The organism is Hymenobacter sp. GOD-10R, from assembly GCF_035609205.1.
Taxonomy (GTDB): domain Bacteria; phylum Bacteroidota; class Bacteroidia; order Cytophagales; family Hymenobacteraceae; genus Hymenobacter.
In genome coordinates, this window is the sequence record NZ_CP141184.1 from 1,983,688 (window position 1) to 2,001,322 (window position 17,635).

At 51.4% G+C, this 17,635-nt stretch carries 12 protein-coding genes; 6 read left to right on the forward strand and 6 right to left on the reverse strand.

The window, feature by feature from the left end; translation table 11 throughout:
* The first annotated feature begins 44 nt into the window (after positions 1–44).
* Positions 45–2,192 (forward strand): T9SS type A sorting domain-containing protein, encoded by a 2,148-nt coding sequence (locus SD425_RS08140; RefSeq protein WP_324677286.1) that lies wholly within the window; start codon positions 45–47, stop codon positions 2,190–2,192.
* An 87-nt stretch (positions 2,193–2,279) separates the two neighbouring features.
* Here SD425_RS08140 and SD425_RS08145 read toward each other — a convergent pair whose 3' ends face one another.
* The 3 genes from SD425_RS08145 to SD425_RS08155 form a co-directional block, all read right to left on the reverse strand.
* Entirely contained in the window at positions 2,280–2,606 is a 327-nt protein-coding gene (locus SD425_RS08145) for an iron-sulfur cluster assembly accessory protein (RefSeq protein ID WP_324677288.1), read from the reverse strand.
* Between the two features lie 195 nt (positions 2,607–2,801).
* Positions 2,802–3,218 (reverse strand): Fe-S cluster assembly scaffold IscU, encoded by a 417-nt coding sequence (iscU, locus tag SD425_RS08150; RefSeq protein WP_324677290.1) that lies wholly within the window; start codon positions 3,216–3,218, stop codon positions 2,802–2,804.
* A 118-nt stretch (positions 3,219–3,336) separates the two neighbouring features.
* A complete protein-coding gene (locus tag SD425_RS08155) occupies positions 3,337–4,551 on the reverse strand; it encodes an IscS subfamily cysteine desulfurase (protein WP_324677292.1) in 1,215 nt (404 codons plus the stop codon).
* Between the two features lie 135 nt (positions 4,552–4,686).
* Between SD425_RS08155 and mce the strand changes: the two genes are divergently transcribed.
* The 3 genes from mce to SD425_RS08170 all read left to right on the forward strand — a co-directional run bounded on the left by mce (position 4,687) and on the right by SD425_RS08170 (position 7,258).
* Positions 4,687–5,097 (forward strand): methylmalonyl-CoA epimerase, encoded by a 411-nt coding sequence (gene mce, locus SD425_RS08160; RefSeq protein WP_324677294.1) that lies wholly within the window; start codon positions 4,687–4,689, stop codon positions 5,095–5,097.
* Between the two features lie 53 nt (positions 5,098–5,150).
* Complete coding sequence (locus SD425_RS08165; RefSeq protein ID WP_324677296.1) at positions 5,151–5,726, forward strand: L-threonylcarbamoyladenylate synthase; 576 nt, start codon at positions 5,151–5,153, stop codon at positions 5,724–5,726.
* Between the two features lie 83 nt (positions 5,727–5,809).
* Entirely contained in the window at positions 5,810–7,258 is a 1,449-nt protein-coding gene (locus SD425_RS08170; protein ID WP_324677298.1) for a CCA tRNA nucleotidyltransferase, read from the forward strand.
* A gap of 64 nt (positions 7,259–7,322) precedes the next feature.
* On the opposite strand, the gene SD425_RS08175 is transcribed toward SD425_RS08170, so the two are convergent.
* Positions 7,323–9,953, reverse strand: coding sequence for a PspC domain-containing protein (locus SD425_RS08175; protein ID WP_324677301.1), 2,631 nt, complete (start codon positions 9,951–9,953; stop codon positions 7,323–7,325).
* A gap of 49 nt (positions 9,954–10,002) precedes the next feature.
* Positions 10,003–10,362 carry a PadR family transcriptional regulator gene (locus SD425_RS08180; RefSeq protein WP_086594019.1) on the reverse strand — a complete coding sequence of 120 codons (360 nt, stop codon included), beginning with the start codon at positions 10,360–10,362 and terminating at the stop codon, positions 10,003–10,005.
* 337 nt (positions 10,363–10,699) lie between these two features.
* Here SD425_RS08180 and SD425_RS08185 point away from each other — a divergent pair, with 337 nt between their 5' ends.
* Positions 10,700–11,803, forward strand: a complete 1,104-nt coding sequence (locus SD425_RS08185) for a PorV/PorQ family protein (protein ID WP_324677303.1) — start codon at positions 10,700–10,702, stop codon at positions 11,801–11,803.
* A gap of 87 nt (positions 11,804–11,890) precedes the next feature.
* Complete coding sequence (locus SD425_RS08190; protein ID WP_324677305.1) at positions 11,891–17,017, forward strand: C25 family cysteine peptidase; 5,127 nt, start codon at positions 11,891–11,893, stop codon at positions 17,015–17,017.
* 73 nt (positions 17,018–17,090) lie between these two features.
* On the opposite strand, the gene SD425_RS08195 is transcribed toward SD425_RS08190, so the two are convergent.
* Entirely contained in the window at positions 17,091–17,576 is a 486-nt protein-coding gene (locus SD425_RS08195; protein ID WP_324677307.1) for a dihydrofolate reductase, read from the reverse strand.
* Positions 17,577–17,635: the final 59 nt, after the last annotated feature.

The following is a 17,635-nucleotide window of genomic DNA, read 5'->3' on the forward strand; positions in this document are numbered from 1 at the left end:
GAGTAGAATGCTGACATTAGGTTATATATTATATAAAATTGATTATGCATCCATCTGATATCTTCAGTGTTCATCAACACGCCAAAGCGATTCGGGTACCATTAGCAGTAGTAGCACTGGTATTTTGCTCGTTCATCGGGAAAGCTCAAACGGGCGTTATTTGTAGATGGGATGGTGGCGCTAACACAAACAACTACTTAGATGCAGCAAACTGGGAAAATGATCAAGTGCCAAGCAGTATTGATAATGCTGTTTTTGATCATTCCTATATCCATGGAGAGTACACTGTATCATTAAACACTACACTAAATAGGGTAACCTTAAATTCCATTAACATTGACCCAGGTCTTGGTGATAGTATCAGGGTAGAGGTACCTAGCACGAATACGCTGATTGCGATTGCCGCTACTTCTACTTCTCCTGCACTCTCTCCGGCACTTACCATTATGGGAAATGGCGGAATGGCACTAGCTATTCACGATAAAGGTGTATTCACCAATGCCTCTGGTGCAAGCAGTGGAACTGCCGTCGAAATAGCCGGTACTGCAGCAACCTTGTTCATTTACAATGGCGGAACTTACCGGCACTATAGTGCAACCGGACATGCTACTGCCGTCGAAAACCTCTCAACTATTCCTGGTACCGAAAACGGCAACTGGGTTTTCCGCCGGGGTAGTGGAACCTTATCATTGTCGAATCGAAGCTATCCAAATCTAATTTTACGCTGTCCTTCTAACCAAACAGCTACTAACTACGGGGGCTCTGGGTCGGGTATCCTGACAGTTCGTGGCAACTTGATTATAGGTCCAAAGGCAACATTCGGCCCTACAATGGCGGGAGAAATTCGTGTGGCAGGCAATGTTGTTGTGCAAGGTGCCATGCGCTTTGTGCCAGACAATAGTGGTGCTTCCGGTACGGGAACATTAACCTTAAACGGGCAAACGGCCCAAGCAATTAATGGATTGGCTTTCGGTGCGACAACAACTAGCCCTAACTACCTAGGTCCGGGAGTAACATTGAGAATCAATAACACCAGTGCCAGTGGTGTCACATTGCAAGCACCAATGATGGTGAATGGCACACTAGAGCTACTTAAAGGATCATTGAATACGGACGGTGTCAACTTACTGACGCTAGCCAACAATGTCCAAGGCGCGTCTAGTACCAGCTTTGTGAATGGGCCGGTAGCCCGTACTGTAAGCATACCAGGAAGCGTTGTTTTTCCAGTGGGACGCGCAGCTGCATCAGATGTAGCCTATCGACCAGTAAAGCTAGACATTACCACCCTCGCTTTACCCACTACATTCACTGTAGTGCAGCAGGAAGGAGCTTTCGATGCAACGAACTTAAACGGAGACTTGAAGCGCGTAAGTAAGATGCGCTCCTTTCAGGTAACACCTTCTCCTATTCCAACTGCTGGTCAGTTTGAGGGCACCATCACCCTAAGCTTTGGTCCGGATGATATGGTGACGAATCCAGAAGCTAGCTCACTAGTGATTGCCAAGAACAGCGGAAGTGGCTGGATCAATATTGGACGTTCTACTTATACAGGTGTAGCAAGTAACAATATGAGTGTAGCAGGGACACTTACCTCAGCCCCGTTCACCTCATTTAGTCAGTTTACATTGGCTAACACTGAGATAACTGCTGGTCGAAACCCACTTCCTGTTACCCTCACTAGCTTTTCTGCTACACAAAAGGCAACGCGTGTACATCTCCGCTGGACGACAGCAACGGAAAAGGATAACAGCTACTTCGATGTACAACGTAGCACCGATGGTCACAACTTCGAAACAATAGAAAGAGTACCAGGGCAACAACAGAGTACTCAAGCTACTGTGTATAGTAGCTTCGACCCCAACATACCAGCTATCACAGGATCAATCTACTACCGTTTGTGTCAGGTGGATGATGATAACACCAAAACTTACTCGTCAGTAGTAACTATTCAGCACGTAACAGGCGAGATTTCTATCTATCCTAATCCAACTTGTTCTCAGCTAATCATAGAGGTGCCTACTAATGAGAAGGTTGCGTATAGCATTACGGGCGCCATGGGGCAGATAGTGCTATCTGGGGAGCTTTCGAATAGCGGCATTCTAAATGTGCAAGACGTGCCGGATGGTATTTACTATATAAAGCTAAATACAGACGGTAGCTCTGTAACTCGCAAATTCATTAAGCAGCAATAATTGGCTGTCACATGACTGCCAAGTACACCAAAAAGGCCTCCCTCATTGTAGAGGAAGGCCTTTTTGTAAATGATAGTATCAGTACTTTTAAACTGAAAAGCTTTCACCGCAACCACAAGTGCGGGAAGCGTTGGGATTGTCAAAGAAGAATCCTTTGCCATTTAGGCCGTCGGAGAAGTCTAGTTGCGTACCTGCTAGGTACAGAAAGCTCTTCATATCAACGACTACCCGAACGCCTTTGTCCTCGAACTCTTGGTCCATGGGCTTTACTTCGTTATCGAAATCCAATTTGTAGGACAACCCCGAGCAGCCACCACCTGCTACAGAAGCACGTAGCCGATACGTCTCATCTAAGTGAGCTTCATGCATGAGGTGTTCAACCTTTGTCTTTGCTTTATCAGAAACGGTAATCATGGTTCGTAGAATGAAAGCGACCTTGACTAAAACTTGCCTGCTGGTCGTTGAACAAAGTTATTGAGATTCCTTCTAATTAACCTTGTAGCAAGCAAAAATGTTCAAGAGCATTCATGCAAAAAGTAAGATAAACGAAAAAGCCAACCAAGCTCTAATGGATAGAGCCTAGTTGGCTTTTGTCAATTCCAGCACAGATTAATGGTGTGACTTGGCTTCTTCTAGCGCAGGTAGACCGTTTTTCACGCGGTAGTCGCTGATAGCCGACTTGATGGCGTCTTCAGCTAGTACTGAGCAGTGAATCTTAACAGGAGGAAGAGCTAGCTCTTCTACAATCTCCATGTTGTCGATGCTCAGAGCCTCGTCAATAGTTTTGCCTTTCAGCCACTCAGTTGCTAGCGAAGAAGAGGCAATTGCCGAGCCGCAACCGAATGTCTTGAATTTAGCGTCGGTGATGGTGTTGGTCGTTTCGTCTACCTCGATCTGCAAGCGCATTACGTCGCCGCACTCAGGAGCACCTACCAAACCAGTACCTACGTTTTTTTTGCTTTTATCCAGCGTACCTACGTTACGTGGGTTGCTGTAATGGTCGATTACTTTATCGGAGTAAGCCATGGTATTTTCAGTTAATAGTTATCGTTGATCAATTCAGCAACCTAAGCGCTACATCGAGTCACTACCTAACCAACAGGACAGAGTGCCTGATACATTTAGATAATGACTGATAAACGGCTTAGTGCTCAGCCCACTCAATAGAGTTGAGGTCGATGCCTTCTTTAAACATCTCCCATAGAGGAGACATTTCGCGAAGCTTTGTTACTGCTTCTTTTACGTGGTTGATGGCATAATCGATTTGCTCATCAGTAGTGAAGCGGCTCAGGCCGAAGCGCAGCGAAGAGTGAGCTAGGTCGTCGCTCAAGCCAAGTGCTTTCAGTACGTAGGAAGGCTCCAGGGAAGCCGAGGTACAAGCAGAGCCTGACGATACAGCTAGGTCTTTTACACCCATCATCAAACCTTCGCCTTCTACATACTTGAAGGAAATGTTTGTTACGTGGGGCAAACGGTGCTCGCGCGAGCCGTTTACGTAGCTTTCTTCAAGGTCCAACAATGCAGTTTCCAAACGGTCACGCATTACAGACAGGCGGGCAGTGTCAGCAGCCATATCTAGGCGACATAACTCGCATGCTTTACCAAAACCAACGATACCAGGTACGTTCAGGGTGCCTGAACGCATGCCGCGCTCGTGGCCACCGCCGTCCATCTGGGCAGTTACTTTTACGCGTGGGCTCTTGCGGCGTACGTACAAGGCACCAACGCCTTTCGGGCCGTACATTTTGTGCGCGGTAAACGCCATTAGGTCAATGCCGTCAGCAAGCACATCCACCGGGATTTTGCCTACTGCCTGGGTGCCATCCGTCATAAATAGAGCGCCGTGCTTGTGAGCGATGGCAGCAATTTCGCGGATCGGCTGAAGAACACCAGTTTCGTTATTGCCGTACATGATGGTCACCAGAATGGTTTCGGGTGTCATGGCGGCTTCTAGATCAGCTAGGTTAATGAGGCCTTCGCCGTTAACGGGCAAGTAGGTTACGCGGCCACCTAGCTTTTCAATGTGTTTACACGTATCGAGCACAGCTTTGTGCTCGGTAGTAGCGGTGATGATGTGGTTGCCCTTCTGGGAGTACATCTCGAACACGCCCTTGATGCCTAGGTTATCTGACTCGGTAGCACCCGAGGTAAAGATGATTTCCTTAGGATCACAGTTGATAAGCTGAGCAATTTGCTCACGGGCATAGTCAACTGCTTCTTCAGCAGCCCAACCGAACGGGTGATTACGGGAGGCAGCATTGCCGAAAACCTCGGTCAGGTACGGCATCATGGCCTCAAGTACCCGTGGGTCAAGAGGGGTAGTGGCGTTGTTGTCGAGGTAGATAGGTAGCTTGAGCATGGCTCGGAGTCAGTAAGTCGACGTAAGAATGATTCGAAAGTAGAACACAGAAAGAACAGAACTGGTTTTACTTTGCTCCCACAAAAGTAGATATATTACAAATAAGCTGCACTACTCTTCTTACGTCCATCTCACATGTTTACCAACGTAGAACACCTAGGCCTCGCTGTACACGACTTAGAAGCAGCTACTACGCTATACACGACCCTATTAGGTATAGCTCCTTATAAGAAAGAACACGTGGCTAGCGAAGCAGTCGACACGGTGTTCTTTCAGGTGGGCGGTGCTAAAGTTGAGCTGTTGGCCGGGACGGCGCCCGAGAGTGCCATCACCAAGTATCTGAGTAAAAAAGGGGAGGGCATTCACCACGTGGCCTTCGCAGTGGCGGACATTCGGGCGGAAATGAACCGGCTGCGGGCCGAAGGATTTGTCCTGTTGAATGAGGAACCGAAGCTAGGAGCCGACAATAAACTAGTTTGCTTTGTGCATCCCAAAAGCGCCGCGGGCGTGTTGGTAGAGTTGTGCCAGGAAATAATCAAAGCCTAGCTTGCCTGTACTGCGATGCTAGAAATAACCATTCAGCTGAATATTAGCTAACTATGAGTTCTTTTTTTCGCCAAGAAGTTGATGCAGCCATTGACTGCTTGCTAATGCAGCAAATCATTCTTTATCCCACTGACACTGTGTGGGGACTTGGTTGCGACGCCGAAGTGCCCAGGTCTGTAGAGAAACTCTACAAAATAAAGGGTCGGCCGGAGGGAAAGCCGAGTATTGTGCTCGTGGCTGACCTGAAGATGCTGACACGCTACGTGACCGAAATACCCGAAGGATTGGAAGCTGCTCTTGCTGCCCAAACTCGTCCTACAACCTATATTTTACCAGCGGCGCAGCACCTAGCTCCGCAACTCGTGGGTCCTGATGGTACGGTGGGCCTGCGTATCCCGCAAGATGAATTTTGTCATAAGCTCGTGCTGCGCCTAGGTCACGGTTTGGTTTCAACCTCCGCCAATTTGAGTGGCGAACCTACGCCTGCCACCTTCGCCAGCGTTGATCCACGAGTTATCCGTAGTGTTGACTACGTAGTAAATTGGCGGCAGGACGATACAACCACGGTGGCGCCGTCGCGCGTGGTGCGCCTTGGCGCTGATGGTCAACTGGAGGTAGTGCGCGAGTAATCTGGAAGACATTTCTAAAACGGTTGCCCACCGCGAAAAAGGGAGTTGCTACCTTTGCGGGAAGTTTCGATCCTGATCTGCCCATGAAGTCTCCCCAACTCCCTGATCTTCCTTTGTTTCAAACCATTGCTGCCGCGGCCGGTGAGCTAGGGTATCCGGCCTACGTAATAGGGGGCTTTGTGCGTGACCTTGCTTTAGAAAGACCGAGCAAAGATGTGGACGTGGTGTGCGTGGGCAATGGTATTGAGCTAGCACAAGCCGTTGGCAAAAAACTGCCGGGACGGCCACGGGTTACCGTGTTCAAGAACTTCGGAACGGCTATGCTGCCGACGCCGGAGATAGAAGTTGAATTTGTGGGTGCCCGCAAAGAAAGCTACCGATCTGATTCGCGGAAGCCGGAAGTGGAAGCCGGTACGCTGGAAGAGGACCTAGCTCGGCGCGACTTTACGATCAATGCCTTAGGGTTGAGTCTCAACCCAGAAGACTTTGGGGCTTTAGTCGACCGTTACGATGGAGTGGGGGACCTGAGACGTAAAACTATTCGCACCCCGCTCGACCCGGATGTTACCTTCTCCGACGACCCGTTGCGCATGATGCGGGCCGTGCGCTTTGCCACGCAGCTCGACTTTGATATTGAGCCGGATACCTATGATGCTATAGCGCGCAACAAGGATCGGATCAAGATCGTGTCGCAGGAGCGGATTACGGTAGAGCTAAACAAGATCATTGAGGCAACCAAACCTAGCTACGGCTTTAAGCTTCTGTTTCAAAGTGGGTTGTTGCAGTTGATCTTTCCTAAAATGGCGCAGCTCTACGGTGTGGAGCGCGTGGGGCAGCACGCTCACAAGGATAATTTCTACCACACTTTACAGGTGCTAGATAACGTCGCTGCGGCGGGCGGTGACTTGTGGCTGCGGTGGGCTGCCATTCTGCACGATATTGCAAAACCCGCAACCAAGCGCTTGGATCCAAAAGTTGGCTGGACTTTCCACGGGCATGAGGACAAAGGAGCGCGCTGGGTACCGCAGATTTTTACTGACCTCAAGCTGCCCCTAGGAGAAGAAATGCGCCAAGTGCAGAAGCTCGTGCGGTTGCATTTGCGTCCGATTGCCTTGGTAAAAGAAACTGTGACGGATTCAGCTGTACGACGCCTGCTCTTTGAGTCTGGCGACGACATTGACCGCCTGATGACGCTATGCCGAGCCGATATTACCAGCAAAGACCACCAGCGTGTTGCGCGTTATCTGCGCAACTTCGCCGTGGTCGAGCAGAAGCTGAAGGATGTAGAAGAGAAAGACCATCTGCGTAACTTCAAGCCTGTTATTACGGGCGAAGTCATTATGCAGACTTTTGGCCTAAAACCTTCCCGTGAAGTAGGTGAGTTGAAGGATGCTGTATTAGAAGCCATCTTAGACGGCAAGATCCGAAACGAAATGGAGGAAGCCTTTGCCTTCCTGTTGCAGCTCGGAAAGACAAGAGGACTTCCTCCGGGAGACAGCTCACCACTTGCCTCCCCTGTTTCAGAAAACTAACTGTGTACAAGTGAGTAGCTGAGTAAATCATGGAATACCATTACTCAGCTACTCACTTGTTCCGTTACTCCGTTATGTGCCGTACCCGCGAAGAGCCAGACGTTTCGTTTTTAACTTCGGTAGGGTTGCCGGCATAATCCACGTGGCAGGCGCCGCTCAGGTCGGTGCGCAACTCGTTGGCTACCCGTACCCGTGCCCGGCTCACACCGCTTAGCTCAAGGTTAGCCTTGTCAACCTGAAGGTCGAGGGCTTGGATCTGGCAGGCGCCAGAACCTTCAGCGTGGAATTCGTTGGCCTGGCCTCGCAAGTCGGTGCGGCAGGCACCACTCAAGTCGAGGTCGAGGCGAGGTACGTCTACATCCAAGATAGCAGCACTAGCCCCCGACTGGCCAACACTCATGGCCTCGCCTTTGAAGCCTGCTACGTCGGCGCGGCAAGCGCCACTCAGGTCCAAAGAACGGAGCGTGGGCACCTGAATGCGGATCAGCACAGGGCTACGTGTGTTTTTGGAGAAGTTGAACCATGAGCCCGAGTTACGGTTACGAATCACCAGCTTGCCGCCATCCGTGTCTACGCGCAGGTCGCGTAGGTCGCGCTCATCGCCGGCAGCTTCCACTTTGAACTCGCCGCCTTGCCGTACATAGACGCGGTAGGCGCCGCTGGCCTCAACACGTTCAAAGCCACTTTCATTGAAGGTACGCCGGCCGGAGCCATAGTCATTTAGCTCTGTAGGAAAGCTAGCCCGGTCGACGTCTACTTTCACATTTACGTCTCCATCTTTGTCGTCGTCAGTGTCGACACGAACGTGCACGTCGTCGCCATTCCCTAGGTCCACATGCACATCGCCGCCGTCGCTGTTGTCATTGTCGCGGGCTTCATTCATCTCCTCTGGAGTGCAGGTAATACACTCTAGCTGATTGCCACGCAGACGGAAACGGCGCTTTTCTACATTCTCGGGACGGTGGTCGTTTACAAAAGCTTCGTCATCGAGCAGGTAACCAAAATCATTGGACAAGCGGTACGTTTTGTTTTTAGGCAGGTGAAGTACCAACAATATCTTTTGGTCGCGGAACGAGGCACCAGGACGGAAACGAACGCTCTCATCGAATGTAAGCACTGAGTCGCGCTGCTGTACGCCGTAGGTTACGCTGTTGGCGGCGGTTTCGATGGCGGCGGTTTCGTTGATTCCACGAGCTGAAACCTCCTGCTCCATCCGAATCACCTCGCCGCTATCGGCACTCACCAGTGTAATACGCGGACGAGTTATGCTGTTGTCGAAATCGTGTGTCTGCATCACTACCGTTGGGTATGCTATGGGGGCAAACTTCCGGGTAGTAGCGTACGAGCCTTCATCCTGAAAATCACGGCTGATACGTACTCCTGCAATACTAGTTCCTACCACACTCAAGAGCCACAAACCTAGGAGCGACAAGCTCGTAGTGCGCGTCATGACAGAGCGGCGCAGCATCAATCCAAGCCCTAACAAGAGCATCGCCAGCGAAGGGATTCCTACAATGAGGTAGAAGGCTAGCAGAGACCAAATGGGTACTCCATTCGTGAAGAGGTAAGGTGGAAAAGGACCCGTGTGGATAAAGCCCTGCGATTCTGGAAGCAAGCCTAACGCCACACCTAGGGCGATGGTAAAGCCCAGGAGCATAGAGAAACCAGTGATGACAAGCATGATGCCCACAAACCACCGGATGGCAGTGCCCACGAAGGCAAAGAGAGGACCTAGGTTCCGAAACAACTCTTCCAGAAACGTACCTACAGGTCGGCTTGAGCTAGCTCCGTTGCCATCTGCTACGTTGTTACGCAGAGAGTTATCGATGCTTGATAACGTAACGGCATCGCCACGCATCCGCATTTTGTCGGAAACCGTTTTGGCTTCGGGCAGCAAAATCCAAAGGATGATGTAGAGCGGGATAGCAAAGCCACCAGCAAAGACAAACGCTACAAACAGAACGCGAATGAGTACTACATCGGTCTTGAAGTAAGCAGCTAGGCCTGCCGATACGCCACCTACTTTGCCATTGTCCGTGTCGCGGTAGAGCTTCCGAAAAGTCGGATCGTCGTTAGTAGGAGGGGTGTCGAAGCGCTTGGGTAAGGCAATCCACAACACGATGTAGCTGATGAATGCCAGGCCCGCTAGTTTTCCTCCCAAGTCCTCTAAACGCGTATCATCGAAGAGAACCGGTAAAGCAATGAAAAGCCCCAAGAAGCCTAGCCGGAACCATAGCGGGTTAGTGGAAAAATAACGAGCTAGCCCCGCGGCCACACCCGCAATCTTCCGGTTGGCCATGTCGCGGTACAGGCGTTTGGGCTCTGTTGCGGTGCTGGTAGTGGCACCTGCTGCTGCCGTGCCATTCGCCGTATACTCAGAATAGGTAGCTGCCCCACCCGCCAATGCTTCCTCTTCCTCCTCCGCCTCGTCGGCCGATTGGAAATCACTGACCCGTCCCATTTTGGCTACCATCTCCTGCACATCATCGAAGGTGATGACCTGCTTGCTGGTAGATACCCGAGCGGAGAATAGCTCGGCGATGCGGCTCTCGATATCGGCCACAATTTCTTCGTGGCCGCGGTAGCTGCTGAAGTGCGATCTTACCTCGGCCAGATAGCGGCTGAGCACTTCGTAGCCGTCTTCTTCAATGTGGAAGATCAGGCCTTGGAGGTTGATGCTGATGTTCTTTTTCATCTCAGTGCTGCAATTCAAGATTAACTCGAAAAAAACTGGACCGGGGCATTCAGGCCTGCGGCGGGGCGGAGCCGTTGGCGTGCGGCTTCTGACGAATGATGCGAATGGAGTCCGACACCTCTTCCCATGTTAGGCGGAGTTCGTGCAGAAACTCCTGCCCGGTGGGCGTAAGCGTGTAGTATTTGCGGGGCGGGCCGCTCGTGGACTCCTTCCACGTGTAGTCGAGCAAGCCGGCATTTTTCAGGCGGGTCAGTAGCGGGTAGAGGGTGCCCTCTACCACGATCATGCGGGCGGCGGTGAGTTCCTCCAGCATGTCCGACGCATAGACCTCGCCGCGGGCAATGATTTCCAGGATGCAGAACTCCAGAATGCCCTTCCGCATCTGCACTTGGGTGTTCTCTACTTTCATGGCTGAGGCAGAAATCGGTGAAGAATGAGACAAAGATAGCAAAAGGTACTATGCAAAGCAAGGTACTAAAGCAAAAAAAGTACTGTATGAAATTCATGACCTTCTCACAGCTAGCGGGGTGTTTGGATAAAATAATGATATACAATAAGTTATACGTAGGAAAAACTTTTACTCAGAAGTCAATAGAGTTGCTTTAATCTTCAAAGTGAGGAAGAATCTGAAAAAGCTAATGGTCTGATTTGTGTTAAGATGGCTAGTAGTCGAGAACTTGGGACGCACTATAATTAAGTATCTTGCGTTCGACTGCGGATTAACCGTTCGTCTCTTTTCTTATTCTATGCTGCACTTCTCTACTATTGCCAAACTACTTCTGGGAACTAGCCTCACGCTCGGCTTGGCAGCTTCGGCTGCTGGGCAATCGAAGGATGTCACTCCTAAATACAGCAATGAGTTTCTGAACATCGGCGTGGGTGGCCGGGCCCTAGGCATGGGCAAAGTGCAGGCTAGCTTAGCTACCGATGCTACCGCCGGCTTCTGGAATCCGGCTGGCCTAGCTAATCTCAAGAATAAGTACGACGCCGTGCTTATGCACTCCGAGTTGTTTTCCGGCATCGTCAAGAATGATTATGCGGGCTTTGCCATGCCTCTGGACGATAAGACGACTATAGGGGCGAGCATCGTGCGCGTGGGGGTCGACGACATTGCCAACACGTTGGAACTCGTCAACTCTTACGGGTACATCGACTACAATAAGATCACCTATTTCTCGGTTGCCGATTATGCCTTGCTACTCTCGTACGCCCGCAAAATCGGTAATGTAGAAGGGCTGTCTGTTGGGGTGAATGGCAAGATTATCTACCGAAACGTTGGTGATTTTGCTAATGCATATGGATTTGGCATCGATGCGGGTGTGCAATACAACCACGGCAATTGGCGCCTAGGTCTTCTGGCCCGCGACATTACGACGACGTTTAACGCGTGGCAGATTAATACAGAGGCCTTCAAAAGCTCCGCTAATGTGGGCGTCCCAACTCCCAAAAACGGAAATGAAATTACGCTGCCTCGCTTTATCCTAGGGGTGGGGCGTAGCTTCCAGTTACCCGGCCAGTTCACTGCTCTCGCCGCTGCCGATTTCGACATTACTACCGATGGCAAGCGTAACACGCTGGTCTCGTCTAGCTTTGCAAGCATAGACCCGCACGCGGGCGTCGAATTGGGATACAACAACTTGGTTTTCTTGCGCGGTGGCGTGAGCAACATCCAGCAAATTGACGCTTCCATTTCAGGCGAAAAGGAGTGGACCGTGCAACCTAGCCTTGGGGTCGGCGTGATGCTGAGCGGCTTGCGGCTCGATTTGGCGTTGTCGCGGTTGGCGGTTGAGAAGCTAGGTGGTACGAATGCCAACTCGATTATTGTCTCGCTCGGCTACGGATTCAAATAACGAGCAGCTAGGGTACAACTTTTGATAAGAACACTGCCGAGTTGGGCAGTTGTCTGACCTATCCGTGACATTCCTATTTATTACCGGATGCTACAACGTTACCGTTTTTACCAGCTACTGAGTTGGTGCCTGTTTTTTAGCTTGTTCCTGTTGGGCACTGGCTCAGCGGTGGCGCAGTCAGGGCCTTATGGCAACGAGTGGATTGTGCCAGGTCAGCAATACTACAAGATCAAGGTTGCCCAAAACGGCTTATATAAGCTCGATTATCAATATCTGACGCAAGCGGGCTTAACTAGTGCCGATCCACGTCGGGTGCAGTTGTGGCGCCGAGGTAAGGAAGTCGCCATCTATGTCGGAGGCAATCAAGCCTCCTTAGACCCAACGACCTTCGTCGAGTTTTACGGGCAGCGCAACGACGGGCAGCTCGACCGGGGGATGTACAAACAGGCCAGCGACCAGCCGCACAACTTATACAGCCTCTACACCGATACCGCTGCGTACTTCCTAACAGTGTCTGCCACTGCACAAGGCAAGCGCATGAGCGAATCGAACCTAGCGGGTACGGGCACGCCGCATCCCTATCGGATGCAGACCGCTACAACTATTGAGACGTTTCGTTACTCCGATATCAGCATGGATAGCTTTGTGTGGCAGGCGTGGGCTGAGCCTCAGGAGGGCTTTATGTCGGATCAGGCTCGCTCTACTTCTTTTCCATTTTTCTACGTGGATTCAATCCGGAGCATCTCGGCTAGCGGACCCAAACCACGCCTAGAAGTTCTCTATTCGGGCAACACGTCGGTCAACCATATTACTAAGACATATATCCGGTACCCTGGCGGCGGTGATTCAGATAACCGAGACCTAGGTAACGTACAGTACCTCGGTTACTCGCAGACGAAGGGCCGTTTCGAGTTTGAGCGTTCCGATATAAGCCGGAACGGTCGGCTCACGCTATTTACCAAAAGTCAAGTACCAACCCCAACGGGTGGTATTGAGGATCGGTACCGAATTGGTTACGAACGGGTTACTTACCCACAAACGAACCGATGGTTCGCTAACCGCCGGAGTGTAGCATTCTCCAACGATTCCACGCTGGGTGGGCAACCGTATTTTGTGTTGGATACAATTCCAAGTACCACTCGGGGCTACGATGTGACGGATGCTTATAACGTGCAACGTATTGAGGGACAATCTGTCAGCGATACAAAACGGGGCTTTGTCTTTCCGGCGGCGGTTAGTCGCACGCGGCAATTATTAGTAGCGGATATGGCCCGGCCACTGGTGCCGCTGCCTGCGCAGAGAATACGGTTCCGAACCATCACGCCCAGTGCCCATAACTTCCTGCTTGTGAGCAATACGGCCTTGATGAAACCTGTGGGCAGTGTTGCTAACCCAGTGCGCGCCTACGCCGATTACCGAGCTTCCATCAGTGGTGGTCGTTACGATACATTGGTTGTTACATCAGAGCAGTTGTACAACCAGTTTCACTACGGGGAAAAGTCAGCCCTAGCTATCCGGCAGTTTGCGCAGTGGATGCTAACTGACAGCCGCCCTAAGAGCTTGCTGCTCATGGGTAAGGGCCTGATTACGGGTGAATATTTGTATGCGTATCACCGGCAAGCCCCTAACTCGTGGCCTGTTAAAGACTTAGTGCCGACAAGTACCCGTAGCGCTTCCGACGCCTTCTTTACGGCTGATTGGCAAAATGATGATTACGTAGCAAAAATGGCCACCGGGCGAATTTCAGCGCAAACGCCAACAGATGTGCTGAACTATTTAAATAAGCTAAAAGAGCACGAAGCAACTGGCTTGGCCCCTTGGCGCAAAAACGTGCTACACTTGGCAGGTGGCGAAGATCCTAGCCAATTTGCTCAGTTTCAAGGTTATTTAAACAACTATAGGTTACACGTAGAACGGCCACTTTTCGGGGGGAAAGTCGTGAAGACCTATACCCGCTCCACGGTGGGTAGCTACGACAGCTTCCCGGTTAACATCAACATTGCGTCGGAGTTGAACAATGGGCTGTCGTTGATGACGTACTTCGGGCACGGCTCTCTGAATACTTTCGACCTGAACCTAGGTAACGTAAACGACCCAACCAATAACTACAACAACAAGGGTAAGTACCCAGTCATGTTCTTCTATGGCTGTGCGGCGGGCAATGCTTTCACCATTGGCGATTCCAATATTTCCTTTGGTACCCAATGGACGCTTGCTGCTGACAGAGGCTTGATCGGGTTCATGGCCGAATCTAGCTTTGGCTTTGACTCCAATCTGGATACCTACGCCGACCTGCTGTATAAGCTACTGTTCAACGAACCAGACTGGTACGGAAAGCCAGTTGCCGTAATTCAGAATGAAGTAGCACGGCGGCTCATGCCACTTTACGTGAGCAGCACTCCGGGCGGTAGCAACGCTGCGGGCATCAATATGCTGATGAGCACCATCTGGCAAGGCGACCCCGCACTGAAGCTCTACGCACCCGCAAAACCTGACTTTGTAACTGCCGATAGTTTGTTGCAAATCAAGTCGATAGGCACAGAGCCCGTGCAGGCTTCATCGGAGAAATTTAACCTGCTGGTAAAAGTGAAAAATACGGGCAAGGTTACCTATGATTCGGTCCGCATCTCCGTTTCGCGTCAGATTACGGGACAGCCTCCCCGCTTAATTACGCCCAAGGCTTTCCGACAGGCGTGGCGCGATACCACGTATGCTATTGAAATTCCAAATACAGGCCTTGTATTCGGTGACAACCGGTTTGTGGTCAATGTGGACTACAAGAACGAAGTAGACGAGCTTGATGAAACAAACAATCAGGCTAGCATCAACTTCAGCTTTTTGCAAGGTGGCGTAACGGCGCTTAATCCACCCGAGTTCGGCATTGTAGCTTCTAACGCTGTGCATTTGGTTGGGCAGACTAATGACCTGAAAGGGGCCCAGCGTAAGTATGACATGGAGCTAGATACCGTGCCAACGTTCAATAGCCCACTGGTGCGTCGCACGCAGGTCGATGGTACATTGCTAGCTGAGTGGCGCCCCACGCTTCCGTCCATCGCCGGGCGCGACAGTGTGGTGTGGTACTGGCGTTTGCGCTTCCAAGCGCCGCAGACGGGTGAGAACCCTGAGTGGGCTACTAGCTCTTTCCGGGTAATTACGGGTAGTGCCGGCGGCTGGTCGCAGAGCCATCATGGGCAGTTTCAGCGCGATGCACTTACGGATGGGTTGAACGTGGCGGCGCCATCGGGTAAGTGGGCCTTCAGTGAAGTGACGCAGGGACTAACGTTGCGTACGCAGGGAGGAAGCACTGGAGCAGGACCAACTTTCCAGAATTCATATGGTATTACGGTGCTCAATAGCAGCAGCCCTTACGTGAATAACTGTTCGACAGGGTTGCCCAATATATTGGTGGCCGTGTTTAACGGGCGTTCTTTCAAGCGCGTGCCGAAGTTTGGCAACCGCTATTACATGTGCGGTCAGGAAGATCAGTTCTTCTATCATTTCGCCAGCAGCGGCTCAGATAATATCAATACATCAGCTGAGCAAAACAGGCTGCTAGAACTGCTCAATGAAGTGCCGGAAGGTGCTTACGTGGCCATGGTTTCTATGAACCGGGTAAACTTCTCCACGTTTACGCCCGCGTTGAAGGCAAAACTAGCAAGCCTCGGCTCGCGACTTATTAATCAGTTGCAGGATGGTGACCCATTTGCTTTCGTAGGGCAAGCAGGAGCCGGTGCTAACCCCGTGCAGGAACTTAGCTACGACGCAAGCAGCACGGTGCCGCGGGCTGAACAAGTAGTTGCGCTAAGTGCTACTATGCGTACCCAGACCGGAAAAGCAACCATCACCTCCACGCGCATCGGGCCGGCTCAGCAGTGGAATACGCTCTACCACACCGTCCGGACGGAAGCTTCTGATAGCTACACGCTACGCCTCGTAGGGATTGATGCGGCTGGTACAGAGACGGTGCTAAACTCGAACGTAACCAACCGAGCTCTGGCGCTCAGTAGCGTATCAGCTAAGGAATATCCGTACTTACAACTCGTGCTGGAGTTGCGCGATACCCTCAACCGGACGGCGCCACAGTTGGAGCAATGGCTGGTCGCATACCAGGGAGTTCCTGAGGGCGTTGTACGGCGTGACCTAGTAACGCCTGTCACGGCTTACGATGCCGCTACGCTGCTACAACAGGCCACTACAACGGGCTACATTACGTTGCCGGTTACCTTCCAGAACGTATCCGCCGTGGACTTTGGCACTCCGCTGAAAGCTAGGATTACGGTTCGTGACGGCAAGAACGTGGTGCGCACGGATGATATTACGGCTCCCGCTACGCTCAAAGCTGATGGATCGGTGGTGTTCCCCGTGAAGCTTAATGTAATTGGGCTCACTGGGACTATTACGGGGGAGGTAGACGTGAATCCACGCTTGCTGCCGGAACTGAACTACTTCAACAACCAGCTTCCATTGCCCCCTTTCACAGTACCAGATAACAACGTGCCACCGGTGCTAGATGTAGCCTTCGATGGTTTGCATATTCTAAACGGAGATATCGTATCGCCGACGCCTGCTATTATGGTGCAATTGAAAGATGAGAACCGTCTTCAGCCGGTTACGAAGGCAAGCAACTTCAATCTGTATCTCACGCGGCCTGGCCAAGCAACGCCGGTGCAGGTAGATATGGCCAGCTCTAGCATTATCTTTAGTGCTGATTCAACAAAAGGCATTGCTAGGGTAGAGTATCAACCAGGTAAATCAGCGCCCCTGCCCGACGGGGTATATACCTTGGAAGCGCAAGCCCGTGACGCCAACAACTCGGCGGCTGGTACGGAGAACTACAAGATTTCTTTCGAGGTAATCAGCGCTTCGACCATCACGAACGTCTTTCCCTATCCGAACCCAATTACCAGCAAGGCTAAGTTTGTGTTCACCCTGACGGGCTCTGAACTGCCGCGCAACATGAAGATTCAGATCATGACGCTGACAGGCAAGGTGGTGCGCGAAATCTTGATGAACGAGCTAGGTCCTTTGCACATTGGCAACAACATCACCGAGTATGCTTGGAACGGCACCGATGAATTTGGTGACCAGCTTGCCAACGGTACTTACCTCTACCGCGTGGTGATGGACGACCCCACAAACCAGTTTGGGCATCGTCGCACTGGTACCGATAAGGCCTTTAAAAAGGATTGGGGCAAACTTGTGCTGCTTCGCTAGACGATAACAGAAGGTAAGCACTGAAAAAAGGAATGGCCTAGCTGCGCAGCTAGGCCATTCCTTTTTTCAGTGCTTACCTTTTTTGTAGTGTTACAAAGCTGAAGGCGTAGGCGTGCTGGTCGTCGGGCTCGTGCCGCTCGCGCGTTGTTTCGCGCCACTCATTGGAGTTGATTTCAGGAAAGAAAACATCACCCTCGAAGGCGTGGTGCACTTCGGTAAGATAGATGGTGTCGGCGGCGGCTAAGGCTTGGCGGTAGATTTCCGCCCCACCAATAACGAAGACTTGCTCATCCAGCTGGCGAGCTAGCTCCAGCGCAGTCGGTACTGAGTAGGCTACCGTGCAGCCCTCAGCTTGCCAGTCAGGGTGCCTGGTCACAACAATATTAGTACGCTTAGGCAATGGTCGGCCAATCGATTCGTAGGTGCGCCGACCCATCACGATAGGGTGACCTAGGGTCAGCTCCTTGAAATGGCGTAAGTCGGCGGGCAAGTGCCAAATAAGTTGGTTATCGCGGCCAATTACGCCGTTGTCTGCAACGGCTACTACGAAAGCGAGCATTTGATCAAGTAGAAGTTAACAACTCTATTCATTATCAGTTGAATAAAGCTGCTAACAGT